This window comes from Pandoraea pneumonica, assembly GCF_902459645.1.
Classification (GTDB): Bacteria; Pseudomonadota; Gammaproteobacteria; order Burkholderiales; family Burkholderiaceae; genus Pandoraea; species Pandoraea pneumonica.
In genome coordinates this window covers 1142627-1168608 of sequence record NZ_CABPSK010000001.1, presented here as the reverse complement: position 1 = coordinate 1168608, position 25982 = coordinate 1142627, and the positions used below count along the sequence as shown (strand labels likewise).

21 protein-coding genes are annotated in these 25982 nt (G+C 63.5%); 13 read left to right on the top strand and 8 right to left on the bottom strand.

Annotation, left to right across the window (positions count from 1 at the left end; all coding sequences use genetic code 11):
• Positions 1 to 15 precede the first annotated feature (15 nt).
• The 7 genes from PPN31114_RS05050 to PPN31114_RS05020 all read right to left on the bottom strand — a co-directional run bounded on the left by PPN31114_RS05050 (position 16) and on the right by PPN31114_RS05020 (position 8700).
• Positions 16 to 2265, bottom strand: a complete 2250-nt coding sequence (locus tag PPN31114_RS05050; RefSeq protein WP_150678356.1) for a TonB-dependent siderophore receptor — start codon at positions 2263 to 2265, stop codon at positions 16 to 18.
• Between the two features lie 106 nt (positions 2266 to 2371).
• Entirely contained in the window at positions 2372 to 3955 is a 1584-nt protein-coding gene (locus PPN31114_RS05045) for a PepSY-associated TM helix domain-containing protein (protein ID WP_150678355.1), read from the bottom strand.
• Between the two features lie 10 nt (positions 3956 to 3965).
• A complete protein-coding gene (locus tag PPN31114_RS05040) occupies positions 3966 to 4220 on the bottom strand; it encodes a hypothetical protein (RefSeq protein WP_150678354.1) in 255 nt (84 codons plus the stop codon).
• Positions 4210 to 4488 (bottom strand): hypothetical protein, encoded by a 279-nt coding sequence (locus tag PPN31114_RS05035; RefSeq protein ID WP_150678353.1) that lies wholly within the window; start codon positions 4486 to 4488, stop codon positions 4210 to 4212. Before PPN31114_RS05035 ends, PPN31114_RS05040 begins: the two co-directional genes overlap by 11 nt.
• Positions 4489 to 4808: 320 nt before the next feature.
• Positions 4809 to 5846, bottom strand: a complete 1038-nt coding sequence (locus PPN31114_RS05030; protein ID WP_174987690.1) for a fatty acid desaturase family protein — start codon at positions 5844 to 5846, stop codon at positions 4809 to 4811.
• 240 nt (positions 5847 to 6086) lie between these two features.
• The gene (locus PPN31114_RS05025; RefSeq protein WP_150678351.1) at positions 6087 to 6395 is read right to left on the bottom strand and encodes a helix-turn-helix domain-containing protein; all 309 of its coding nucleotides are present in this window, start codon (positions 6393 to 6395) and stop codon (positions 6087 to 6089) included.
• Complete coding sequence (locus PPN31114_RS05020) at positions 6388 to 8700, bottom strand: FdhF/YdeP family oxidoreductase (RefSeq protein ID WP_150678350.1); 2313 nt, start codon at positions 8698 to 8700, stop codon at positions 6388 to 6390. The genes PPN31114_RS05025 and PPN31114_RS05020 overlap by 8 nt, the downstream gene beginning before the upstream one ends.
• A 422-nt stretch (positions 8701 to 9122) precedes the next feature.
• On the opposite strand from PPN31114_RS05020, the gene PPN31114_RS05015 reads away from it, so the two are divergent.
• The 7 genes from PPN31114_RS05015 (at position 9123) to PPN31114_RS04985 (ending at position 17742) form a co-directional block, all read left to right on the top strand.
• Positions 9123 to 10196: a substrate-binding domain-containing protein gene (locus PPN31114_RS05015; RefSeq protein WP_174987687.1), complete on the top strand. Its 1074-nt coding sequence runs from the start codon at positions 9123 to 9125 to the stop codon at positions 10194 to 10196.
• A 230-nt stretch (positions 10197 to 10426) separates the two neighbouring features.
• Positions 10427 to 13303 (top strand): formate dehydrogenase subunit alpha, encoded by a 2877-nt coding sequence (gene fdhF / locus PPN31114_RS05010; protein WP_150678348.1) that lies wholly within the window; start codon positions 10427 to 10429, stop codon positions 13301 to 13303.
• Positions 13304 to 13405: 102 nt separating this feature from the next.
• Positions 13406 to 14290 carry a formate dehydrogenase accessory sulfurtransferase FdhD gene (gene fdhD / locus PPN31114_RS05005; protein WP_150679165.1) on the top strand — a complete coding sequence of 295 codons (885 nt, stop codon included), beginning with the start codon at positions 13406 to 13408 and terminating at the stop codon, positions 14288 to 14290.
• Between the two features lie 76 nt (positions 14291 to 14366).
• Positions 14367 to 14618 carry a hypothetical protein gene (locus PPN31114_RS05000; RefSeq protein WP_150678347.1) on the top strand — a complete coding sequence of 84 codons (252 nt, stop codon included), beginning with the start codon at positions 14367 to 14369 and terminating at the stop codon, positions 14616 to 14618.
• Between the two features lie 172 nt (positions 14619 to 14790).
• Positions 14791 to 15159 carry a hypothetical protein gene (locus PPN31114_RS04995; RefSeq protein ID WP_150678346.1) on the top strand — a complete coding sequence of 123 codons (369 nt, stop codon included), beginning with the start codon at positions 14791 to 14793 and terminating at the stop codon, positions 15157 to 15159.
• 117 nt (positions 15160 to 15276) lie between these two features.
• Positions 15277 to 16038 (top strand): phytanoyl-CoA dioxygenase family protein, encoded by a 762-nt coding sequence (locus PPN31114_RS04990; protein WP_150678345.1) that lies wholly within the window; start codon positions 15277 to 15279, stop codon positions 16036 to 16038.
• Positions 16039 to 16329: 291 nt separating this feature from the next.
• Complete coding sequence (locus tag PPN31114_RS04985) at positions 16330 to 17742, top strand: sodium-dependent transporter (protein WP_246182401.1); 1413 nt, start codon at positions 16330 to 16332, stop codon at positions 17740 to 17742.
• Between the two features lie 18 nt (positions 17743 to 17760).
• Here the strand turns inward: PPN31114_RS04985 and gor are convergent, their stop codons facing one another.
• A complete protein-coding gene (gene gor, locus PPN31114_RS04980) occupies positions 17761 to 19122 on the bottom strand; it encodes a glutathione-disulfide reductase (RefSeq protein ID WP_150678343.1) in 1362 nt (453 codons plus the stop codon).
• Between the two features lie 570 nt (positions 19123 to 19692).
• Here gor and PPN31114_RS04975 point away from each other — a divergent pair.
• The 6 genes from PPN31114_RS04975 to PPN31114_RS04950 all read left to right on the top strand — a co-directional run bounded on the left by PPN31114_RS04975 (position 19693) and on the right by PPN31114_RS04950 (position 25945).
• Complete coding sequence (locus PPN31114_RS04975) at positions 19693 to 20208, top strand: hypothetical protein (RefSeq protein WP_150678342.1); 516 nt, start codon at positions 19693 to 19695, stop codon at positions 20206 to 20208.
• 310 nt (positions 20209 to 20518) lie between these two features.
• Complete coding sequence (locus tag PPN31114_RS04970; protein ID WP_150678341.1) at positions 20519 to 22012, top strand: DASS family sodium-coupled anion symporter; 1494 nt, start codon at positions 20519 to 20521, stop codon at positions 22010 to 22012.
• A 34-nt stretch (positions 22013 to 22046) separates the two neighbouring features.
• Complete coding sequence (locus PPN31114_RS04965; RefSeq protein ID WP_150678340.1) at positions 22047 to 23099, top strand: Ldh family oxidoreductase; 1053 nt, start codon at positions 22047 to 22049, stop codon at positions 23097 to 23099.
• Positions 23100 to 23184: 85 nt separating this feature from the next.
• Complete coding sequence (locus tag PPN31114_RS04960; protein ID WP_150678339.1) at positions 23185 to 23610, top strand: F0F1 ATP synthase subunit epsilon; 426 nt, start codon at positions 23185 to 23187, stop codon at positions 23608 to 23610.
• A 414-nt stretch (positions 23611 to 24024) separates the two neighbouring features.
• The gene (locus tag PPN31114_RS04955; protein ID WP_150678338.1) at positions 24025 to 24825 is read left to right on the top strand and encodes an enoyl-CoA hydratase/isomerase family protein; all 801 of its coding nucleotides are present in this window, start codon (positions 24025 to 24027) and stop codon (positions 24823 to 24825) included.
• A 37-nt stretch (positions 24826 to 24862) separates the two neighbouring features.
• Positions 24863 to 25945 carry an ABC transporter substrate-binding protein gene (locus PPN31114_RS04950; protein ID WP_150678337.1) on the top strand — a complete coding sequence of 361 codons (1083 nt, stop codon included), beginning with the start codon at positions 24863 to 24865 and terminating at the stop codon, positions 25943 to 25945.
• Positions 25946 to 25982: the final 37 nt, after the last annotated feature.

Genomic DNA, 25982 nt, shown 5'->3' with positions numbered 1-25982 from the left:
AGAGGGGGCGGTAACTTAGAACTGAATCGTCGCGTTGGCCACGAACGTGCGGGTGGCACCGAGGAACAGGAAGCCGCCCCAGGCTTCGGTCCAGTACTTGCGATCGAACAGGTTGTTGATCCCCGCACGGAACACGACGTCCTTGCCGCTGATGCGGGTCTGATACTTCGCGCTGAGATCGAACGTGGTGTAGCCCGGAATGAACTGCGTGTTGGCTGCATCCACGGCCATACCGCCCACATATTTGCCGCCGAAGGCGACCGTCAGCTCACGCAGATACGACGGGTTGTACTCGATGCGTCCCGTGCCGATGAACTTGGCGGCGCCATAAACGCGCTTGCCGTTGACGCTCGGGTCGTCGATGTCCACGGCCTTCGAGTTCATCAACAGCACACCGCCCATCAGGCGCCAGTCGTTGACCGGCTTGACCCATGCGCTCGCGTCCAGCCCTTGGAAGCGCATGATGCCGTTCTGCACCAGATTGTTGTTCGAGTCGGCGTACGAATAGCCGCGGCGCAACTGGAACACGGCGATGTTGGCGCCCCAGTTGCGGTTATCCGTCTTGAAGCCCACTTCCCACTGCTTGCTCTTGAGCGGGCCGTACGTGGTGCCGGAGTTGGCATAGCGGTTGTCGGCCGACGCCCCTTCTTCCAGCGATTCGACGTAGCTCACGTAGGCGGTCGAGTTCGCGTCGGTCTTGTACATCAACGCGATGGTCGGCGACACCGGGTTGGCCGAGTAATTGGCCGACTGGCTGCCGTCGATGTTGTAGCTCCAGTCGTGATACTGCGTGTAACGCGCGCCAAGCAGCACCGACAGACGCGACGTGATGTGAACCGTGTCGCTCGCGTAGATGGCCGCTTGCGTAATGCGGCCTGCGCGATACAGGTCTGCGGAAATACCGGCTTGCGCGTTGGTCAGCAACGTGGTCGAGAACAGGTTGCCGTTGCCGAGGTTGTAGCCGTTTTGCCAGCCTTCGCCCGCGTCGTAGTCCTTCCACTGGTTCATGTAGCTCGCGCCGACGACCACGTCGTGCTTCACGCCCCACGTGTCGACCTTGCCTTGCAGCATGGCGTCGTAGTTTTGGTAGTAGTAACGCGTGAGCGCTGCGTACAGCGTGTTGGTGTAGTTGCCCGCGTTGTCGTTCACCGCGATGAAGCTGTCGAAGTTGTAGCGGTTTTCCTTTGCGAAGCGGAATTTCACGCTGGCACGCCAGTCGTCGGAAATGCGGTAGTCGAGGCCGGTGCCCACCGACAGAAACTCGGTTTCATACCAGTTCTGCGGTTGCGACAAATCCTTGACGCTCTTGGCCGACGGAATCTGCGTCACGCCATAGAACCCCAGACCAAAAATCGTGCCCGTCGATTTGCGATCCTGATACATCACGTCGGCCGACCACGTGAGGTCCGGCGTGATACGCCAGTCGAGCGCCAGCGACGCCCCCTTGCGGCGAATGTGCTGATTCGCTTCCGACGAGTTGCCTTCCTCGTTGACGACGTTCATGCGATAGCCGAACTGGTTGTCTGGACCGAAACGGCCGCCCACGTCGATCTTGCCCGCCCAGATGTTGGCCGAGGTGTAGCCGACCGTTACCGACTGGTACGGGTCGTCCGTCGGGCGTTTCATCACGTAATTGAGCATGCCGCCCGGCGTGGCAAAGCCATACATGAAGCCGCCAGCGCCCTTGAGCAGTTCGACCTTTTCGAACGGTTCGAGCGCCAGATCGGCGTCCCACACCGGGAAGCTCTGCCCGTCGACCTTGATGCCGTTGAGCATGTCGATAGCCAGACCGCGCACGCTGAACACGGCGTTTTCACCCGTTGCGCTGCTGATGACCTGCGCGACGGACGGGTCGTACTTGAACACGTCGTTGATCGACGTCGCCATCAAGTCTTGCGCTTGCTCGTTCGTCACGGTCGTGGTCGAGAAGGGCGTGTCGACGGCCTTGCGCGTGCCGAGGGCCCCCGACGTCACGTTCTTCACGGACAGCGGATCGGTGTCGTTGCTGCGATCGCCCACGACCGTCGTCGTCGCCAACTGCGCCGTCGGTTCCTGAGCGGTCGACGTGGTGCCGGTCGCGGCCGGAGTGGCGGTGGTGGCGCTCTGCGCGTAAGCCTGCGAAGCCGCCAATGCGGCGTAGGTTGCGATCAGCGCGAACGTGGCCCGGGCAATGAGTGAAGCGCGGGGCGAGGTGCGCGACAAAGCACGACGCGAAACTTCGGCGCGAGCGAGGCCGCGCGCCGTGACGGAGCGAGTTTGCTGCATTGGGTACATCTCCCTGTGTGATTGACTAAGTGTCTTGTGCTGGATCGATGGCGTCGGTGCGCCAAATCTGTTATTTCCCCGGCGAATGCCTCGCCGGGGCGAATCCTTAGCTGGCGGTATGCGCCTCGCGCTGTGCCTGTGTCGCGCTATCCGTCGGCAGGGCGGGCCTTGCCCACACACTGTTCGGATCGCCGTGGCGAGCGCGGCGCCATGTTGCGCGGGCGAACAAGCAGAACGCGACGGCGCAGACGATGGCCACGAGATCGACACCCGCGAGCACCCAGTCGCCAGCGGCAATCGAGTGCAGCACGCTGTCCGGCGTGACGAGGGCGTCGAGCACAGGAATGGCCAGACAGGCGAGCGCCGTGGCGGCGAGCAGCCCGGTGGCGGCGACGGCAGGCGGCGTCAGTGCCGCAAAGAGCAGCGACAGCGCAACGGTGACGACGAAGATCGACAGCGCCGTCGTGCCTTGCGAGAGCAACGCGCCGGAGAACGCGACAGCGAGCCCCAGGCAAGTACCGAGGAACACACCCGCGGTCGCCTTTGCCATCCAGCGCAGATTGGCCGGTTGAATGGCCGAGTTGCGTTTGCGGCGCGACTCCAGCCACAGCAAGTTACCGCTGTAGACCAGCACGGCGCCCATCAGGCCGAGGACGAAGTAGACCCAGCGCATGCCAATGCCCGCAAAATTGCCGAAGTGCGCGCCGTAAATCATGCTCATCACCGCGTGATTCGTGTCGCGAACCCCCGGGCTGTGCTGACCGACGATCGCGCCGTCGTTCAGGCGCACGGCCACGGCGGCAAACACCCCCAGCGAGTCACCGGCTTCGCCATAAACTTCCGCCACCGCGTCGGGCTTACCGTAACCGGTCCACGCGACGGCGGTCGCTTCCACGTCGGGCGCCGCGTGTTCGGCGCGTGCGAGCACGGCGGCCAAATCCAGCGGCTTGCCGTCGACCGGGGCGATTTTCGCGGGCACCGAGCCGGTCACCTGCGGAATCTGCGCCATCAGCTTGTTCTCGAACGTGACGACGTTGAACGCCATCATTAGCGGCAAGCTCAGGCATAGCAGTGCACCGGTGAGCGCAAAGACGATGTGAAACGGCAAGCTCAGCACGCCGATGGCGTTGTGGGCGTCTTGCCAGAAGCGCTTGAGGTTGCGCCCCGGGCGCAGTGCGAAGATGTCGCGCGTTACGCGCGGCAAGTGCACGATGACCCCCGAGATCAACGCCATGCCATAGAACAGCGACACGATGCCCATCAGATACAGGCCGTAGGTCGGAATCGACAGCGAGTAGTGCAGCGCATTGATCGTGGCCGACAGGCCGGGGCGGGCATTGCCGACGATGAGCGATGGCTGTCCCCCGTCGGTGGCGTCGCGCAAGCGCGCCTGCATCCACTCGCCATCGGTTTCTTGCCAATAGGCGAAGGGTGTCGGCGAGTGGTTGGGCAGTACCACGCCCATCTGCTCGCGCGCGGCCGGATACTTCGCGCGCACGAGTTCGGCCAGCGTTTCGGTCTGTGCGAGCGTGAGCGGGGCGTGGCGCGTCGCGGGTTGTTCCCAGCGCTCGATTTCGTGTTGAAAAACGGTCAGCGCACCGCCGAGCATCGCGATGAACAGGGCGAAGCCGGCCACGATGCCGGCCCACGTGTGGACGCTGAGATATTGACGTAGCGTTTGGGCACGCATCGGAAAATCCTTACCAGACGGCGCGCGCCAACCACAGCGCGACCCAGGCGACGACAGTGGTGGCACCCATGCCGATCCATGCGCGCGTGGCGGTTCGGCTTGCGTAGACCACGGCGAACAGGCCGAGCCACACGAGCGGGAAGAGGGCGATGACGGGGATGACGGCGGTGTGCCAGCCGGCCGGCGTCATGTACGCGATGGCCCCGCACAACGCCATGGCAGCGAAGAAGCCGAGCACGAGACCGGCAACGGTTCTACTCCACATGGGCATCTCCGCGCAGCCAATGCCAGCCGCCGGCGGCATACGGCCAAAACAGCAGGCCGAAACACAACGACATGAACGCCGCAGCGATACCGGCCGACGCACCGGTCACTGTCAGCCAGCACACCACGCTGGCGATGGCCGCCGCGAGCGCCAGTGCGCGTGCGGGCTGGGCGCTCAGGCGTTGCGCACGCAAACGCTGATGCACCGATGTCAGATAGCAGACGCCGCCTGCAAGCCAGGCCAGCGCGATAGCCAATGCAATCAACATGCTTAGGAATCGAAGAGAAACGAGGGCGCACAAGCAAAAACGCCGCCCTCAGGCGACGTCACGGCATGCGGGCCGATGAGAACGTTAACGAAAACGATTCGCATTTATATCATGTTTTGGGCAAATTCCGAAAGATTCCCGGGCGCAGGGAAAGATTCGCGACACGCAGTCGTTGTTTTGCGACAACGGCACCGGGCGGGCCGTTGTCAGCGTCGTGAGTCAGCTTCCTGAGTCAGTGTCTTGAGTCAGTGCGTGAGTCAGTGTCCTAGGTCGGGGTCTTGAGTTGGCGTCTTAAGCCAGCGTCTTGAAACTGTGCGCGATCAGTGCCCGGTAACTGCGGGAGCACTAGCGTTCGCGGCACTGGCCGCGATCGGGCCGCCGAACTGCCGCAGTGCGGCCTGTAGGTAAGGGATTTGCGGGCCCGGCGTGGGTTGTGCGCGGTTAATCTCCGGCAGCAGATGCCACGGCGCGGTCGGGTAGAGGTGATGGACGCGATGCAAATTCGCGTTCAGCAGCAAAGCGCGGATTGGTGCGGGGGCGTGGAAGTTGCGGGCGCGGGCGGGTTCGTCCATGGCCACGCCGTAGTGCGGCAGGTTATCGGCAATCGAGAGCCAGATGCCGCGTGCGACGAACGCCACGACGAACACCGGCCACCACGGCCCGTAGGCCCAGAGGGCGAGCGAGAGGACTGCCAGCGTCATGAGAAAGTCGCGCTGAATCCGGCGGCGGCGGATCGGGTCGCTGCCGAACATGACCACGCGGCGGCGCACGTCTTCGTCTTGCGCATCGGTGCCGAGCGCGCCGATCGCCAGCGCGGGGAGACGGCGCGTCGGTATACACGCAATGATCGGCGCAAAAATTTCGGCGAGCCACATGCCGCCGAGTAAGCGCGATTGATAGCCGAGCCAGGCGCGCAGTCGTGCGGGCGGGGTGGCGTTAAGAGGAAGCGTGGAGATATCGGGGCGGTCGAACGGTTGCCGTGTGAACCGGTGATGCAGCAGATGGCCGAAGCGCATGATTTCGAACGGCAGGCCGAGCAATATCGAGAGCATCCGGCCGGTGCGCTCGTTTGCGCGGGGCTTGAGTCGCAACTGGCCGTGAATCGATTCGTGGATCAGGCCCCAGTGCATCGGCGTGAGCAGCAACACGGGCAGTAGCGAGAGCGCGGCGGCAGGTCCCCAGTGACGCATCGCCCAGCCGAGTCCGAACCATTGCCAGAGCCCGGCGAGGCCGGTAAGCGCAATCAGCCACGGATTCCAGCGTGACGGGCGGGCATGCCGCCAGAGCGCCGGCGAAGCTAGAGAAGACAGCGATGAGTCGGTGTCCAACTGCGCCGGGGATGCGACGACATGCTCCATAGAGTCTCCGTGACGTGGGGTGCCATTTCGAGTGCCAGCGCGTTTGAGCGCCATCTTACGCAATCGGTCCGGCCTCGTGGCGACAAGAGTGTATGTCGCCCGTCAGGATGGAAATATGTCAGTCGCGTGGCATTGTCATACCACGGCCTTACAGGGTGGATTGCCCTCGCGGAAGGACTCTCGCGAGATGCCCCCGCGAGGTGCCCCCTCGGGATGCCCCCTCGGGATGCCGCCGCGCAATTACAACAGGCTGCTGTACTGCGCCCGTCCCGTGTCGGTGAGTCGCACGAGCCGCAGCCCGCGCTCGCCGTCTTCGATGTCGACCCAACCCGCCTCGCTCAGCACGCTGAGATAGCGCAGTAAATCGCTCATCGGCAATTCACTGCGCTTGGCCAGGCGCGCGAGCGAAAACGCGTCGCGGCCCGCTTCATGGCCCCCCTGGCGGCCTTGCGCCAACGTGAACAGCAGCCGCGCCAGCGCCTGCTCGGCCCTCGAGATCGGATCGCTACCGACGTTGGGGGCGTTGGGGGCGAGGGTGCCGTCAGGCACGGCGGCGCTCCATGATGACGGGGATCGATTTGGACGTCGGGGTGCCCGCGCCATCGGCGGTTGCATCGAGCGGCACGAGGCCGTTGGTTTCCGGGTAATAGGCCGCGATGCTGCCGCGCGGGATGTCGTACGCCACGAGCAGGAAATCGTCGGCGCGGCGCGCGATGCCGTCGTTCCACACCCCCACCAGATCGATGCGCTCGCCCACGCGAAAGCCCAGTGCGTCGAGGTCTTCCACGTTTGCAAACACCACGCGGCGTTGCCCGAACACGCCACGATAGCGGTCGTTCAAGCCGTAGATGGTGGTGTTGTATTGATCGTGCGAACGAATCGTGGCGAGTTGCAGCACCTCGGCCCCACGCTCGCCCGCCTGACGGCGCGCCGTGTCGATCGGCAGTTCCGTCGGCAGCGGGTGCGTCGTGAAGTTGGCGCGGCCCGTCGCCGTGAGCCAACGGCGCTCGGCGGGCGGCACGTCCAAACGGAAGCCGCCCGGATGGCGCACGCGGCGATTGAAGCCGTCGAAGTCGTCGAACGTTGCGGCGATCGCGTCGCGAATGCGGTCGTAGTCTTCGATATACCAATGCCAGTCGTCATGCCCGGCGAGCGCGCGGCCCATCGTGGCCTGTGCGATCCCGGCGACGATGGCGGGTTCCGAGCGCAGGTGTTCCGACGCGGGGGCGTTGATGCCGTACGAGAGGTGAACCATGCTCATCGAATCTTCAACCGTCACGCCTTGCACGCTACCGGCTTGCATGTCGATTTCGGTGCGCCCCAGGCAGGGCAAAATCAGCGCGTCGCGCCCATGCACGAGATGGCTGCGATTGAGTTTCGTTGCCACGTGCACGGTAAGGTCGCACTGACGCAACCCCTCCCACGTGCGCGGCGTGTCCGGGGTGGCCATGGCGAAGTTGCCGCCCATACCGATGAAGACCTTGATGCGGCCCTCGAGCATGGCCGAAATCGTATCGACCACGCCGAGTCCTTCGCGGCGGGGCGGGGCGAAGTCGAACACCTGAGCGAGCCGGTCGAGAAACGCGGCGCTCGGCTTCTCGTTGATGCCCACCGTGCGATCGCCCTGCACGTTGCTGTGACCGCGCACCGGGCACAGGCCCGCACCGGGGCGGCCGATGTTGCCACGCAGGAGCATCAGGTTGGTGATCATTTGAATGGTCGCCACGGCCTGCTTGTGCTGCGTGATGCCCATGCCCCACGTGGCAATCACACGCTCGCCGCGCAAGTAGACGTCGGCAATCTGGCACATCTGGGCTTGCGACACCCCGGCGGCGCGCACGAGATCGTCCCAGCGCTCGGCGCGCACGTCTGCCGCAAACGCCTCGAAGCCATGGGTGTGTTCCGCGATGAAGGCGTCGTCGAGCAACGCAGCCTCACCGTTGGCGCGGGCCTCGGCGTCGCGCTCCAGCACATGCTTGATGACCCCTTTGACGAACGCAAAGTCACCGCCGCTCGCGGGCGTGACGTAATGACCGCTGATCGCCGTGCCGCCCATGCTCAGCATCTCGGCGGCGCTTTGCGGATCGGCAAAACGCTCCAGCCCGCGTTCATGCAGCAGGTTGATCGAGACGATGGTGGCACCGCGCCGTGCAGCTTCGCGCAATTCACCGAGCATGCGTGGGTGGTTGGTGCCGGGGTTCTGCCCGAAGAGCAGCAGCGTGTCGGCCTGTTCGAAATCGTCGAGCGTGACGGTGCCCTTGCCGATGCCGACGACCGGAGGCAGGCCCACGCTGGTCGGCTCGTGACACATGTTCGAGCAATCGGGGAAGTTGTTCGTCCCGTATTGGCGCACGAAGAGCTGGTACAGGAAGGCGGCTTCGTTGCTGGTGCGCCCCGAGGTGTAGAACGCCGCCTGATCGGGGTCGGGCAGGGCGCGCAGGTGCTCGCCGATGAGGGCGTAGGCGGCATCCCACTCGATCGGCGTGTAGCGGTCGGTCGCCGCGTCGTAGCGCATCGGATGGGTGAGACGCCCGTAGCCTTCGAGGGTGTAGTCGTCGAGTGACAGCAAATCGGTGACGGTGTGTTCAGCGAAGAATGCGGGCGTGACGCGCCGACTGGTAGCCTCGGCGGCCACGGCCTTGGCGCCGTTTTCGCAGAACTCGAACGTCGACGCATGCTCGCGGTCTGGCCACGCACAGCCCGGGCAATCGAAGCCGCTGGGCTGGTTCGCGCTGAGCAGCGTGCGCGCACCCTTGAGCGGAATGCCTTGCGAGACGAGTTGGATGGCGACGTTTTTGAGGGCGCCCCAACCACCGGCGGGGCGCGTGTAGTTGGCGATCTTCGGTGTGGTCATGATGCGGTGCGCGTGGCGCGTGAATCCGGGGGGTGTTTGTTTGCCATCATTGGCAAATAAATGCATAAATCGACGTTGATGTTCCATCGTGAGAGCCAAGTGTGATGCTCTTGGTTCCTGATAAATCGTCGAATTACGGCATGTTATCAGCAAATTGCATGAGCTACATTATGCAATGAATAGCATATGACGCTCTGCGTAACGTCCCGGTTTCGATGCGTTGGCGGCACGTCGTGGATAAATGCACCCTTCGGGCGATTTTCGATGGGCTGGATAGGTAAGAATGTGCATAATTGTTCCGCTGCATCCGTTCCGATCGGCCGCGTAAGTGGCGCCATTTCGTTGGTGGGAAAGGGATTCGTGTTATTTGAACGGATCTTGATCGAGCGGATTTATGAATCAATTCACATATGGATGGCCCCATGCGGATCTCAATTGCCCCTCAACTTCGCTTTCGCCATGACGGCAGCGACGTGCCGCTCGACAAGCTGATTTCACTGCTCGCGCATGTCGATACGCTGGGCAATCTGCAAGCGGCGAGTCATGCGCTGAATTTGTCGTATCGCGGGGCATGGGGGCACGTGAAGGAAGCTGAGACGGCGCTCGGCGCGCCACTGCTCACGATGGCGCGTGGCCGAGGTGCGGTACTCACGCCGCTCGCACGGCGTTTGCTATGGGGGCAGAAGCGATTGCAGGCACGCTTGGGGCCGTTGCTCGAGACGATGGCCTCGGAGTTGCAGACGGAATTGGACGATCTGCTGGCGGACGACGATAACGATCAGTTGCGAATTTTCGCGAGTCACGGGCTAGCTGTGGCGGCACTCGTCGATTTCGCCGCGAAGGCCGAGTTGCCGCTTGAGGTGAGTTATCGGGGCAGCATCGAGGCGGTGTCGGCGCTCGCGAAACAGGAATGCGAGATGGCGAGCTTTCATGTGCCCGAAGGCGCGTTGGCGGAGCCGGTGCTGGCGCAGTACGCACCCTTGCTCAAAGGGAAGGCCTACCGCGTGGCCGATGTGGCGTCGCGTCGGCTTGGGTTGCTCGTCGCACGTGGCAACCCGCTGCATATCCAGTCGATTGCCGATTTGCCGCGCGTGGGCGCGCGCTTTGCCAATCGCGAGCGCGGCTCGGGCACGCGCATGATTTTCGATCTGCTCTTGCAGCAGGCGCGACTCGATCCGGAAACCATTCATGGCACGGAAAACATCGAACTCACGCACGCCGCCGTTGCCGCCTACATTGCCAGCGGCCGGGCCGATGCCGGGCTCGCTATCGAAGCGGCAGCGACCCAGTTCGGACTGGATTTCCTGCCGATCCTGACCGAACGCTATTGCCTGATTTTCCCCGATGGCGCTGCGGAGCATCGCTATGTGCGGGCGCTGCTCGACATTCTGCAAAGTGCGCCCTACAAGCAGGCGGTGCACGCCATTCCCGGCTATGCCGATGCGCACACGGGGCGCGTGGCGGCGCTGGCAGAGGCGTTTCCGTCGCTCGGTTGATCGTGCGTTGGTGGCATGCGCAGGCGATGTCGTTTGATTCATATGCAACGAGATACCTATGCGCCGTTCGGCGTTTTCGCCCACTGAATTGCGCCGGTAATGTTTTCCCGAATTTTGCCAGCGCGGGAAATATGGACTACTGTCGAAGCCGGGACGTCGTTGCAGTCACGTCGATTCATATGAATTGACGAACATATAAGGCGATGCCCGATCCTCACAGGAGACGCGCGATGCCTCGTCAGGTTGAACCGGGCCACGGCCCCGATTTCGGTACCCCGCAACGCACAGCCAGTCAGGAAATCACGCTGGAGATCGACGGCCAGCGAGTGAGCGTGCCAGCCGGCACATCGATCATGCGAGCGGCGGCGCTGAGCGACGTCAACATCCCCAAACTATGCGCGACCGACTCGTTAGAGCCATTCGGCTCGTGCCGCCTGTGTCTGGTGGAAATCGAAGGGCGGCGTGGTTTCCCCGCGTCGTGCACGACGCCCGTCGAAGCGGGCATGAAGGTGCGCACCCAGTCGCCGAAATTGCAGGATCTGCGCCGCAACGTGATGGAGTTGTATATCTCCGATCACCCACTCGATTGCCTGACCTGTGCGGCGAATGGCGACTGCGAGCTTCAAGACATGGCCGGTGTCACGGGGTTGCGCGAAGTGCGCTATGGCTTCGATGGCGACAACCACCTCACCAGCGCCAAGGACGAATCGAATCCGTATTTCACTTACGACCCCTCGAAATGCATCGTCTGTAACCGATGCGTGCGGGCATGTGAGGAAACGCAGGGCACGTTTGCCCTGACGATCTCGGGGCGCGGCTTCGAATCGCGTGTGTCGCCCGGGCAGGATCAGCCGTTCATGGACTCGGAGTGCGTGTCGTGCGGCGCGTGCGTGAGCGCGTGCCCGACGGCGACGCTTCAGGAGAAGAGCGTCATCCACATGGGACAGCCCGAGCACGCGGTGGTCACGACGTGTGCGTACTGCGGTGTGGGTTGCGCGTTCAAGGCGGAAATGAAGGGCAGCGAAATCGTTCGGATGACGCCCTACAAGGATGGCGGTGCCAACGAGGGGCACGCCTGCGTGAAAGGCCGTTTTGCGTGGGGCTATGCGACGCACAAAGAGCGGATCACGCGGCCGATGATTCGCAGCAAGATCACTGACCCGTGGCGCGAAGTGTCATGGGATGAGGCGCTCGATTACGCGGCGTCGGAGTTCCGGCGCATTCAGGCGAAGTACGGGCGCGATGCCATCGGCGGCATTACGTCGTCGCGTTGCACCAACGAAGAGACCTATCTCGTACAGAAGCTCGTGCGTGCGGCGTTCGGCAACAACAACGTCGATACTTGCGCACGCGTTTGCCATTCGCCAACCGGTTACGGCCTGAAGCAGACGCTCGGCGAGTCGGCAGGCACCCAAACGTTCAAGTCCATCGAACACGCCGACGTGATTCTCGTCATGGGGGCGAATCCGACCGACGGGCACCCGGTGTTCGCGTCGCGGCTCAAGCGCCGCGTGCGCGAAGGCGCGAAGTTGATCGTGATCGACCCGCGCCGCATCGATATCGTGAACGGCCCGCATATCAAGGCCGAATTCCATCTGCCGCTTCGCCCCGGTACTAACGTGGCGATGGTCAACGCGCTGGCGCACGTCATCGTCACAGAAGGGTTGCTCGACGAGGCATTTATCGCCGAGCGCTGTGAAGATCGCGCGTTTGCCCAGTGGCGCGAGTTCGTCGCGCTGCCGGAAAATTCGCCCGAAGCCGTGTCGGTGGCCACAGGCGTGCCTGCCGAAGCCATTCGCGGCGCGGCCCGGCTCTATGCGACCGGGGGCAACGCCGCGATCTATTACGGACTGGGTGTGACGGAGCATTCGCAAGGCTCGACCACGGTGATGGGCATTGCCAATCTGGCGATGGCGACCGGCAACGTGGGGCGCGAAGGTGTCGGCGTGAACCCGTTGCGCGGCCAGAACAACGTGCAGGGATCGTGCGACATGGGCTCGTTCCCGCACGAGTTGCCCGGTTATCGGCACGTGTCGGATACGACCGTGCGCGCGGAATTCGAAGCGGCTTGGGGCGTGGCGCTGGAAGCGGAGCCGGGGCTGCGCATCCCCAATATGTTCGACGCGGCGATTCATGGCAGTTTCAAGGGGCTGTACTGTCAGGGCGAAGACATCGTGCAGTCCGACCCGAACACTCAGCATGTGGCCGCAGCCATGACCGCGATGGAGTGCATCGTCGTGCAGGACATCTTCCTGAACGAGACCGCGAAGTATGCGCACGTGCTGCTGCCGGGGACGACGTTTCTGGAGAAGGACGGCACGTTCACCAACGCCGAGCGCCGAATTTCGCGCGTGCGCCGCGTGATGGCCCCGCTGCCCGGGATGGCCGACTGGGAGGTGACGATTGCACTCGCCAAGCGGTTGGGCTACGAGATGCCGTATGCGCATCCGTCGGAAATCATGGATGAGATTGCTCGGCTGACGCCGACTTTCCATGGCGTGAGCTACGCGCGGCTCGACGAGGCTGGCAGCCTGCAATGGCCGTGCAACGACGATGCGCCCGATGGCACGCCGATCATGCACGTCGACACGTTTGTGCGTGGCAAGGGACGTTTCATCATCACGCGCTATGTGCCGACCGACGAGAAGGTGACGCCGCGCTTCCCGTTACTGCTCACTACTGGGCGGATACTCTCGCAATACAATGTCGGAGCGCAGACGCGCCGCACGCCCAATGTGCACTGGCACGACGAAGACCGGCTGGAGATTCATCCGCACGACGCGCAGGAGCGCGGCATCAAGGACGACGACTGGGTCGGCATTCGAAGCCGTGCGGGCGAGACTGTGTTGCGGGCGGTGATCAGCGAGCGCATGCAGCCGGGTGTGGTGTACACGACCTTCCACTTTCCGGAGTCGGGGGCGAACGTCATTACGACCGACAACTCGGACTGGGCGACCAATTGCCCTGAGTACAAGGTGACCGCGGTGCAAGTGTTGCCGGTGGTGCAGCCGTCGGCGTGGCAGGCCAAGTATTCGACGTTCAACCGCGAGCAGCTCGAGTTGCTCGACGCGGCGAGAAAGCCCGCCGAAGCGGCGCCGGTGAAGTAGGGCGCATGAGTAGGGCGTATGAGGCATTGACGATTGACAGATAGCAACGACCACTGGAGCGAAAGTTTGACGATGTCTGAAACCCTGCGCACCGGGCAGGTAATGCCCGGTGCCGACGCTGCCGCCGATGAGAGTGACAACGGCCCGGTGTGCGATGTCGCGCCGGTGGCCATCGATCCGGCGAGCGTGGCTACACACGCTGGCTTTGACGTGCGTCGCTTCCGGCATGGCGGCTGGCAGCAGGCGAGCGACGAATTGGCCGAAGAAGTCCCCGTTGCGCTCGAATTCAACGGCATCTCGCACGTGGTGATGCTCGCCACGCCTGCGGATATCGAAGATTTCGCGCTGGGTTTCGCGTTGTCCGAAGGCATCCTTCGTCAGCGCAGCGAGTGCTACGGCATCGACGTGTCGGCCACGACGCTCGGCGTGACGGCGCACGTCGAGATTTCATCGCGTGCGTTCGCGGGACTCAAAGAGCGACGCCGTAATCTCACCGGCCGCACGGGCTGCGGGCTTTGCGGTACCGAGAGCCTCGATCAGGTGCTGCGGCCGTTACCTTCGGCAGGCACGTCGTTGCGCGTGTCGCATGCCGCGCTCGCCGCTGCGCATGCAGGGCTGGCAGCGCATCAATCGCTCAATGCGGTGACGGGGGCGGTGCACGGCGCGGCATGGTGCGCGCCGACGGGCGAGATTCTCTGTCTGCGTGAAGACGTGGGCCGCCATAACGCGCTCGATAAACTCATCGGGGCGTTGGCGCGGCAAGGGCAGGCGTTCGATGCGGGGTTCGTGCTGATGACCAGCCGCGCGAGTGTCGAAATCGTGCAGAAGGCCGCCCAAGTCGGAATTCCGATGGTGGCGGCGGTCTCGGCAGCGACGGCGCTTGCCGTGCGCACCGCGACGGCGGCGGGCGTCACGCTGGTGGGGTTCGTGCGCGGCGAGCAGTGCGTGGTCTACACCGGCGGGGCGGCGCTCGACGCGGGAACGTGAACGCGAGCCTACGCAGCTAGCGGTATAGTTACGGTGACGGTCGCGCACCGGCGCGGCCTCCGAAGCGGAGGACTTGATGAGCGATACCCCCACGCGCAAGCCCAAGCCACAGCAGCCTCACAAAGAGGATGAGGTGGAACGCGATCTCGACGAAGCCCTTGAGGAAACGTTCCCGGCGAGCGATCCCGTCTCCATCGATGTGTCTGAGCCCCGGCGAGTTCCGGCGCACAAAACGTCGACGGGAAAGCGTCTCGACGAGGGGCTTGAAGAGACCTTTCCGGCGAGCGACCCGGTGTCGATCGACACCGGTAAGACGCCAAAGCCGTAACAATGCGCGGGCGTTGCGCGCCAATCGCGGTGCGTTGCGTGCACAGCCCCGCCTGGCGGGGCCGCCAGCCGAAAATAAATCTCCGGCCCGGTACGGGTTTGCTGCCCGGCCGGGCCGAATTCATGGCAAAATGCCGCGCCTGACTCTCTCAGGCTGGGACTGTAGGAAATAAATGGCGGCAGGTACGGTAAAAAAGGTTCGGCGCTACGCTCTGGAAACCATCGACGTGATGGGGCAGAGCGGGTTGGGCGTCGTCGAGCGCCCGGATGGGCGTTTCGTCATGTATCCGGAGTACTGGACACAGACGCAGGCGCTCAGCCAGAAAATGCGCACGTTGTATCGCAAGAACTGCCAGCTCGAATATCAATTGGCGAAGCTCACGCGCGAGCTCGATCGCCTGCGCAGCGTGGTCGACACGCCGCGCCCGGCCGGTAACCCGCAGCCTTCGCTGCCGGGGACAGACGTGCCGCAGCCTGAGCCGAAACTCGAACGCAAGCCCGCCGCAGAACTCCCGCCCCGACGACGCAAACGCGCCGCCTGAGTGTGCGGCGCGCCGGGACTCAGTCACCGCCCGCGTCGCTCAGTCGCTTCGATTCACCCCGTAACGCCACAGAACTTCCCCCTAAAACACCGATTTTTGCCTGTCCGGCTGACCATCATGGCGCTCACCGCATCGCAACTCGAGACTTTCCGTGAAGACGGTTATCTGATCCTGCCGCGTTATGTGTCGCAGGCCGATTGCGAGGCCATTCTGGCCGACGCGCGAGCGCAATTGGCCGCCGCCACGCTGCCGCTCGAGTTCGAGGCCGATGTCGGTTATGCCGGTGCGCCCACCTCACGTGAGGCGGAAGGCGGGCAAACGGTGCGCCGCCTGCTCAAGGCCTATGACCGTGGCGACGCGCTACGCGGCTGGGCCACGCGGCCGGACCTGATCGAGTCGCTGGCGCAAATCTTCGGCGAAGACGTTGTGTTGACTCTGGCGCATCACAACTGCGTGATGACGAAGCACCCGCACTTCGGCACCGCCACCGGTTGGCATCGTGACATCCGCTACTGGTCGTTCCCGCAAAACTCCCTCATCTCGGTGTGGCTGGCCCTCGGTCCCGAGACGAAGGCGAATGGCGCGCTTCGCTTTATCCCGGGCTCGCACCGCGAGCAGTTGGGTGCCCATCAGCTCGACGCGTTGGACTTTCTGCGTCCTGATGAACCCGACAATCAGCCGCTCGTCGCGCGGGGCCGTCAGGTCGAATTGGCGCAGGGCGACGTGGTGCTGTTCCACAGCGGCTTGTTCCATGCCGCCGGGCGCAACGAGGGCGATACCACGAAGTTCTCGGTCGTGTTCGCCTATCGCGGCGAGAGCAATCCCCCGACGCCCGGGACTCGCTCGGCCTCTGCTGGCGAAGTCACGCTCGGGCACTGATCCCGGCAGGCCTGTCTCGTTCTCGCCCACACCGCTGGGCGATCGCTCCTTTTTGGGCCGTTTCCTAAACCGGGTAGAGCCTCTTCCCGCGTAGACTCCTCGACCATCCTAATGGCGTCGCACGTCGGCTCGCGTATGGCGGGCGACGTGATTGGCGGGCCCACCTTCCATGGTGGTACGCGCCCGTACCCTGCCTGACGCCATCCCATGACAAGTGTCGTGTCGTGCTGTCGAGCCAAGCGGCTATCGCGGGTATCGCAGCGCGTGCACGGCCGTATCCGGAGGAGACACGTGTCCCATCTGCCCATCTCGCCCTCGGCAACGCCGACAGCGACGAATTCCCCCGACGCTTCTCTCTCCAGCACTTCTCCTGTGTCGAATGACGTCGGCCGCGCCACTTGGGGCTCGCGGCTGGGTTTTGTACTGGCTGCCGCTGGCTCGGCCGTCGGGCTCGGCGCGGTGTGGAAGTTTCCCTACGTGGTGGGGCAGCACGGCGGCGGTGCGTTTCTGGTGGTGTATCTGGGGTGTGTGCTGACGCTCGGCGTCGCATTGCTGCTCGCGGAGATGACGATCGGACGTCTCACCGGCAAGTCCGCGACAACTGCCATGCGTGAACTGGGCGGACGCGGCTGGGCTTGGGTTGGCCGCATCGCCACCTTCAATGCGTTTGCGATTCTGTCGTTCTACGTCGTGGTTGGCGGATGGACGGTGGCGTATCTGCTGCGAGCGCTCAAAGGCTCGGTGCTCGCGCCGGACACGTCACGACTCGAAGCCGAATTCGTCGCGTTCATTGCCGACCCGTGGGCATCGCTCGCCAACATGGGCGCCTTTCTCGGGCTCGCGGCGCTGATTGTTGCCGCGGGCGTGCAAAAGGGCATCGAACGCGCGGGCAAGTGGCTCATGCCCGCGCTCTTCCTGTTGATGCTTGCGGTGATCGTGCGGGCGCTGACGTTGCCGGGGGCGATGGAGGGCGTGATCTGGTTTCTGAAACCCGACTTCTCGATGATCAGCGGCAAGACACTGCTCGAAGCCTTGGGGTTGGCGTTCTTCTCGCTGTCCTTGGGGGCCGGGATGATTGTGGTGTACGGCTCGTACCTGCCCAAAGATGCCAAGCTGGCCGGGTCCGCCGTCTGGGTGGCCACGCTCGCGACGCTGGCGTGTTTTCTCGCAGGGCTGATGATTCTGCCTGCCGTGTTTGCCTTTGGCGTTGCGCCTAACGCAGGCCCCGGACTCACGTTCATCACGATGCCCGCGATCTTCGCGCAGATGCCATTCGGTCATCTAGTGGCGGTAGCGTTCTTCCTGCTGCTGTTGTTTGCCGCGTTGACGTCCGCGGTGTCGCTTTTCGAACCGGTCACGGCGTTTCTGATCGACGAGTATCAGTGGCGACGCGGCCCGGCAGTCATCGCGGTGCTGCTCGCAACGTTCGCGCTAGGGGCGCCCGCAGCACTCTCGTTCGGCATATGGTCCGACGTGAAACTGTTCGGCCGCACGATTTTCGATTTGATGGATTTCGTGACGATCCACATGCTCATGCCCGCGGGCGGTCTGTGCGTGGCGATTCTGGTCGGGGCACGTGTCTGGCCGCAGGCGCGCACGGTGCTTGAAGGCACACGTGCGCAGTGGTTCCTCCCGGTGTGGCGGCTGCTCTTGCTGGTGCTCACGCCGCTGGCCATTCTCGGTATCTGGTACCAGAGCTTCTAATCGATCAAGCCAACGCGATCAAGCCACCGGCGTTCGCATCGTGACCCACTCCTCGGCGGCCGTCGGATGCACGGCGAGGGTGCGGTCGAAGTCCGCCTTCGTGGCACCCATCGACAACGCGACGCCAAGCAACTGCACTTGCTCGCCCGCGTGATCGCCAACCATATGCGCGCCGACAATTCTGTCGGTGCCGCCATCCACAAGCAGCTTCATCAGCACTTTTTCCTGCCGACCGGAGAGCGTCGCTTTCAGCGGCCGGAAGACGGCCTTGTACACCTTGAGTTGCGGGAATTGTTTACGCGCTTCGCTCTCGATGAGTCCAACGACACCGATCTCCGGAGTGCTGAACACCGCCGTCGGAATCAGCTTGTGATCGACGCGCGTCGTGCGCTCGCCAAACACCGTATCGGCAAACGCCTGACCCTCGCGAATCGCCATCGGCGTGAGATTGACGCGGTCTGTCACATCGCCCACGGCGAAGATGGTGGGCACATTGGTGCGTGAGAACTCGTCGACGATCACCGCGCCTTTGTCGTTGAGTGCGACACCGCTCGCCGCCAGCCCAAGCCCTTGGGTGTACGGCACACGTCCGGCCGCGCTGAGCAGCACGTCGGTCTCATGCGTGGTGCCGTCGGAGAGCGTCACGCGCAAACCGTCCGGCCCTTTGTCGGCGCGCGTCACTGTACGATCGAGCACCACATCGATGCCGCGCTCGCGATAGGCGGCTTCGAGCGACGTCCGCACGTCTTCATCGAACCCGCGCAGCAGGTGAGGGCCGCGATGCACCAGGGTGACTTTCGAGCCGAGCCCGGCGAACACCCCGGCAAATTCCACCGCAATGTAGCCGCCGCCAATCACGGTAATGCGCTTGGGCAACTGATCCAGATGAAACACTTCGTTCGACGAGATCGCGTGCTCGCGTCCGACGAAATGTGGCTGCTCGGCGGGTCGTCCGCCGGTCGCAATCAGAATGTGACCCGCCGTGATGCGCTCGCCGGTCGCGGGCAGCACGACGGTGTTCGGGCCTTCGATGACGGCGCGGGCCTCGATGAGCTCCGCGCCGGCGCGTTCCAGATTCGTGCGGTAGATGTTCTCGAGCCGCGCAATCTCGCTGTCCTTGCGGGCGATGAGCGTATTCCAGTCGAACGTGGGGGTGCCCACGTTCCAGCCAAACCCAGCCGCATCTTCGAATTCGTCGGCAAAGCGGCTCGCATACACCAGGAGCTTTTTCGGCACGCAGCCGCGAATGACGCACGTGCCGCCCACGCGAAACTCCTCGGCCACTTTCACGCGCGCACCATATTGCGCGGCGACACGTGCTGCACGCACACCGCCGGAACCGGCACCGATCACGAACAAATCCACATCGAACTGGGGCATTGCTGACTCCTGGTTGTCATGCGACGCGACCGGCCCGCACGCTGGTACACCGGCTAGGTGTGCAACGCATTGCCAGTCGCATCTGGCGTTGAGCGATTGTGCCAGAGAGCCGCCGGACACGTCGTCGGCCGTGCCGCACTTTCGGATACATCTGAGGGGGCAGTCAGCCGACGCGCGGCCTTATGCTGTCTTTATGCCGTCGGGCGCGTGCGCGAGCCATAGGACATGCCGTCCGTCAATTCGGGTTTTCGCACGGTCGTTCGCTTTGTTTGATTTACATCAATGCGCCAGACGAAACGCCAGCCCAGAATCGAGGGTGTCGAAAGTCGATAAATGCTTCATGGGTGAAGTAGGGCGCCTGCCCACAAGGTGGTGTCCGATGTTTCAACGTTGAAGCAATCGCGGCTGCCGGACGTTTCTGAAATGAAACACTTCTGAAGAAACGCGCCGACATCACGCGACTGGTGAAAATAGAAGTGCATAAGAATCAACAAGTTGTTTCTCGTGGTCCGGAAGTTGCTCCATGTCTGACAAGACAGGCGGGGCTGACCGCCGACACACGAGGATGTCATGACGAAGTCGCTCTCCCGCCCCTTGGGCGCCGCTCCTGCGCTGGCGTTGCTGTTGTTCGTGTGGATGTCGGCATCGGCACATGCCGCCACGCCGCCGGTTGCACCGAATCACTCGGTGGCAGCGACGAGCAGCACGGCCAGCGCAACCACCGGTACCCGGCCGGCGCGGGCCACACGTTCGAAGCGTGTGGCCCGCAGTTCGGCTCGCGCACCCACGCACGCGCCGCCGGGCGCACCCCCGGCCGCTCTGGTCGGCGTGGTGCCTCCGCCATGGAACGACGTGTTCGGGGAGGCGGGCGAGTGGGCTGCGGAGCCGATCATCGTGGGCGGCTCGACGCTGGGCGGCACACTGGCCAACGCCGGAGTGACGCGGCACGTCGACACTGTCATTACCGGACCGCGTGCCGGGCTCACGGGCTTGTACCAGACGGTCTGGCATCGCGCCTTGTCGGGGCCGGTGCAGAGCACCCAAATGTTCGTTGCATCGCCCGAGTACTTCGGACTGCATTTCTAATCCCCTCGACCGACCGATACGGTGCGCTTGCCCGCACCGGCCTTCGCACGTGCCGCGCTCACCGAGGCATTGACCCGTCTGTATCCCCTGCAACGCCACCGGCCGCCCCGATTCGCCGACGCCCTCGACTGGCTTTGTCGCCAGGTGCCGCGCAGGCCCTGCGTTTCGGGAAAATCGGTACGTGCTTCTCACTTTGTCTCGCGCTTGCCTCGCCAAGATCAATGCGGTTAGGATTAACCCGCAGTTCACGCGTGGCAGTTACTCAAGACATGCCGACTGCCGGCATGCCATTCCGTTCTGGAGCCCCCTTATGAGCACGCCTGAAGTCTCTGTGCAAAGCCCTCCCCAGCAGAAGAAAGCGATACCCATTGGATTGATTGCGGGTGTCGTCGTCCTGATTGCCGTGCTCCTGATCCCCATGCCCGATGACCTGCCGGTCGCTGGCCACCGCATGCTCGCGATTCTCGCGTTCGCCGTGGTGGTGTGGATTACCGAAGCCGTTTCGTATGAAGCCAGCGCCATCATCATTACGTCGTTGATGGCATTCCTCGTGGGCACCGCGCCCACGATTCAAGACCCAAGCGTCGAATACGGCACGTCGCGTGCCATCAGCATGGCGCTCGCGGGCTTCTCAAACTCGGCGCTGGCGCTGGTGGCCGGTGCGCTGTTCATCGCGGCGGCGATGACGCTCACCGGGCTCGATCGCCGCATCGCGCTTGTCACGCTGTCCAAAATCGGCACGAGCACGCGTCGGGTGATGATCGGCGCTATCGCCGTGACCATCTTGCTCTCGCTCGTGGTGCCGAGCGCCACGGCGCGCAGCGCCTGTGTGGTGCCGATCATGATGGGCGTGATTGCCGCGTTCGGTGTCGACAAGCGCTCGAACATCGCTGCCGGCATCATGATCATCGTGGCGCAGGCCACCAGTATCTGGAACGTCGGTATCCAAACGGCAGCGGCGCAGAATCTGCTCACCGTCGGCTTCATGGACAAGATGCTGGGCGACCGCATTACGTGGGCCGAATGGCTGGTCGCAGGTGCCCCGTGGGCCATCATCATGTCGGTGGTGCTCGTCGTCCTCGTGCTCAAGCTGATGCCGCCCGAAGCCGACGCCATCGCCGGGGGCAAAGAGGCCGTCGAAGCGCAGTTGCGTGAAATGGGCCCGATGACGAGTTCGCAAAAGCGCTTGCTCGCCGTGTCGATCGGTCTGCTGTTGTTCTGGGCGACGGAAGGCAAATTGCACCGCTTCGACACCACGTCGGTGACCTATGTCGGGCTGGTCGTGCTGATGTTGCCGCGCTTCGGTGTGATGACGTGGAAAGAAGTGCAGACGCGCATTCCTTGGGGCACCGTGATCGTGTTCGGGGTGGGTATCAGCTTGGGGACGGCGCTCCTGACCACGCAAGCCGGTCAGTGGCTCGGCAACCACGTGGTCGCCGCCACCGGTCTCGACTCGCTCTCGACACTTGGCATCTTCGCCGTGCTCGCGGCGTTCCTGATCCTGATTCACCTGGGCTTCGCCAGCGCAACTGCGCTGACCTCGGCCATGCTGCCGATTCTGATCGCCGTGCTGCAAACGCTGCCGGGCGACTTCAACCGTCTGGGCATGACCATGCTGCTCGGCTTCACCGTGAGCTTCGGTTTCATCCTGCCGATCAACGCGCCGCAAAACATGGTGTGTCTGGGCACCGACACCTTCACCGCGAAGCAGTTCGCCAAGGTGGGGATCATCGTCACCATCGTCGGTTACGCGCTGCTGATGCTCTTTGCCGCGACCTACTGGCGCTGGCTGGGCTGGCTGTAAAGAGAACCATTGCAAGAGGTCATAAGGAGTCACCATGCGAATTCCAGTCAAAGACGCCATCGACTTCGGCAAGCAACTGCTGCTAGCGCAGGGAGTGCCGGACGATATCGCGTACGACGTTGCGCAACATTTGGTCGAATCCGACCGCGTGGGCTATGCGAGCCACGGCCTATCTATTCTGCCGACCTATCGCAAAGTGCTTGAAGACGGTCAGGTCAACCCGACCGGCCGTCCGAGTGTGATGACCGACCACGGCAATTTGTTGCTGTACGAGGGCAACCGCGGCTTTGGGCAGCACGTGGGCAAATTCGTGGTGGAGCACGCGATTGCGCGCGCCTTCGATAAGGGGGTGTGCATTCTGACCCTGCGTAACAGTCACCACTTGGGCCGCATGGGTCAGTACGGCGAGATGGTGGCGCTACAGGGCCTCGTGTTCATGGCGTTCACCAACGTGACGAATCGTCAGCCGATGGTGGCCCCGTTCGGCGGTGCCGAGCCGCGCCTGACCACGAACCCGCTGTGCTTTGCGGGGCCGCTGCCGAATAACCGTCCGCCGCTCGTGGTGGATATGGCCACCAGTGCCATCGCCATCAACAAAGCGCGCGTGCTGGCGGCCGAGGGCAAGCAGGCGCCCCCGGGGTCGCTGATCGACGGCGAAGGCAATCCGAGCACGGATCCGAATGCGCTGTTCACCGAGCCGTTTGGCGCGCTGCTGCCGTTTGGTGGACACAAGGGTTACGCACTCGGCATCGTGACCGAGTTGCTCGCGGGTGTGCTATCGGGCGGCGGTACGATTCAGCCGGAACATCCGCGCGCGGGCGTGGCCACGAACAATATGTTCGCGATCGTGCTCAACCCGCAGGTCGACTTTGCGGCGACGTGGCGCTCGCACGAGGTCGAGGCATTTATCGACTATCTGACGTCGTGCCCGCCGCAGCCCGGTTTCGACCGGGTGCAGTATCCCGGCGAGTACGAGGCCGAGAACCGCAAGAAGCATCACGATCACGTCGATCTCACCCCGCCCATCTGGGAATCGCTGATGAAGATGGCGGGCGAGTTGAACGTGGCACCGCCGCGTACGCTGTAAGCATTCGCTGTGGGTTGGGCTGCCTCCGGCCTGTCTTTCGAGACAGGCCGGAGGGTATTAAGCGAAATTGGGAGAAGAGAAGAACATGGCATTACTCAAGGTCGACGTGGTGAGCACCGAGCGAGCGATATTTTCCGGGGAAGCGCGCTTCGTCGAGGTGCCGGGCTCGGCGGGCGAGTTGGGCGTGTTGCCCGGCCACACGCCGCTGCTCACGAGCATTCGACCGGGCACCGTGCGTATCGAAGCCGGGGATGGTGCGGAGACGTTTTTGTACATCGCCGGCGGCTTCGTAGAAATTCAGCCCGATCGGGTGACGATCCTCGCCGACACGGCCATGCGTGCCGACAGTCTCGACGAGGCGCGCGCCGAGCGTGCCCGCGAGGAGGCAGCGGCGCTGCTGGAAGATCAGCATGGCGACATCGACTACGCCAAAGCGCAGGCCGAACTGGCCGAAGCGGTCGCACAGTTGCAGGCTATCCGGCGCTTAAAAAAACATAAAGACGCGCGCTGACGGCGTCGCTCGCGGCCGTACCTCCATCTCCTCCAAATAGGGCACTCGGTCATTGGTGTCGTCATAGACCAATCTGACCGACTGCATGCCCATACTGTCGCCCATTGTCATGGGCGAATTTATGCGCAAGCCGGTAGATGTCTCCCGTGCTCACGCGCAACACGATCTCGCACAACGTTCCATCGATACCGACCGCCAAGGTTTGGGTATGCCGCGCGCTTACGCGATGCGCCTGGCATCACCGGGTGCAACCGCCTCACGTAAACCCCGAGGCGATTCCGGTTGCGCCATTATTTTTAAAAAACTATATTGCTCTCAGATAACAGTTATTGCAGTGAGATAACTGTTTAGCGAGAAGTGCGATGTCCGCACGACCGCCACCTCAATGCACATGTGAGTGCCCTTGGAGTTGAAATGAGCGAGACAGCAAAGCAGCCGGAGCAGGAAGTTCTCTTCACGCAGGTCGGAAAAGTCGCCGTGATTACGTTGAATCGTCCGCAGGCGCTCAACGCCTGGACCATCGCCATGCGCGAGCTGATCATCGCGGCGCTCGAGCGTTTCAATGCCGACGACAACGTGGCGGCCGTGATCATGACGGGGGCAGGGCGCGCCTTCTCGGCAGGGCAGGATTTAGGTGAGGCGAAGCACTTCGACGGCGACACCGCGATCGAGTGGATCAAGGGCTGGGAGCATTACTACGACGTGATTCGCAGTCTGAAGAAGCCGCTGGTGATGGCCCTGAACGGCACGGCCGCCGGCTCGGCGTTTCAGGTGTCGCTGTTGGGCGATATCCGCGTGGGTCACCCGGGTGTGCGCATGGGCCAGCCGGAAATCAATGCAGGCATCGCCAGCACCACCGGCCCGTGGATCATGAATCACATGCTGGGTCTGTCGCGCACCATCGAGCTCACGCTGACCGGGCGTCTGATGGAAGCCGACGAGTGCCATCGCTTGGGCCTGATTCATCACCTCGTGCCGGAAGACAAGGTGTTCGAGAAGGCACTGGAAATCGCGGCGGAACTGGCCGAAAAGCCGCCGGTGGCGATGCGTCTGGACAAGCAGCGCTTCCGCGAAATGACCGAAGGCACGTTCCAAGATGCCATCGAAGCCGGCATGCGCATTCAGCGCGAGTCGTACGAATCGGGCGAACCGGCACGCATGATGGCCGCGTTCTTCGAAAAGCGTGCAGCCAAGGCGCAAGCCGCCAAGGCCTGACGCGCCGCGCACACCCCACACGTTAGCGGAGTTACCTATGTCTTTCTCGCACGACCCGCAAAACCCTTCGCGCCGCCGCTTGCTGCAAGCGGCCGGTACCGTGGCACTGGCCAGCGCCTTGCCGCTCGTCGCGTCGCGCGGTGCGCATGCGCAAGCGCGTCAGTTGATCGTCTCTGACCCGGGCGGTCCGTACACCACGGCGTATCGCCGTGCGTTTTACGACCCGTTCGAGAAAGCCACGGGTATCAAAGTGGTGAGCGTGGCCCGCGATTCGCAGCCGGTCGCGCAATTCGCGGCGATGGTGCAGACGAAGAACTTCGTGTGGGACGTGACCACACTCACGCTGTCGGCCGACATTCCGTATCTCGAATCGAAGGGCTTTCTCGAGCCCATCGGCATGAAGGCGGCCGACTTCCCCGGCATCATGCCCGAGGCGGTGACGCCCGACTGGCTGGGGGTGGATGTGTACTCGACCGTGCTGGCGTATCGCACCGACAAGTTCACCAAAGACACGCCGAAAACATGGGCCGACTTCTGGGACGTGAAGCGCTTCCCGGGCCGCCGCTCGCTGCGCCGCAGTCCGCTCGACACGCTGGAGCAAGCGCTGATGGCCGACGGTGTGCCCATCGACAAGCTGTATCCGCTCGATCTCGACCGCGCCTTCAAGTCGCTCGACCGGATTAAGCCGCACATCAACTTGTGGTGGACCTCGGGCGCGCAGGCGATGCAAGCGATTCAGAGCGGCGACGTCGACATGATGTCCACATGGAATGGCCGCGCGCAGGCCGCCATCGACAACAAGGCACCGGTGAAGATCGTTTGGAACGAAGGGCTGTATTCCATCGAAGGGTGGGGCATTCCGAAGGGCACGCCGCGTGCCGAGTTTGCGCGTCAGTTTGTGCGCTTCTGCGGCGACCCGGCGCGTCAGGCGCTCATCACGCAGGACCTCGCGTACGGCCCGACCAACTTGAAGGCCTTCGACGCCATTCCGAAAGAGCGCGCCCCGTTGTTGCCGACCGCGCCGGACAACCTCAAGGGCATGCGTCTGCCCAGCCCGCAGTGGTGGGCGGAAAACCGCACCAAGGCGACCGAGCGCTTTAACGCATGGCTGCTGTCGTAAGCCACACGTTGTGGGTCGCACGCTGTTTGTCGTTTGC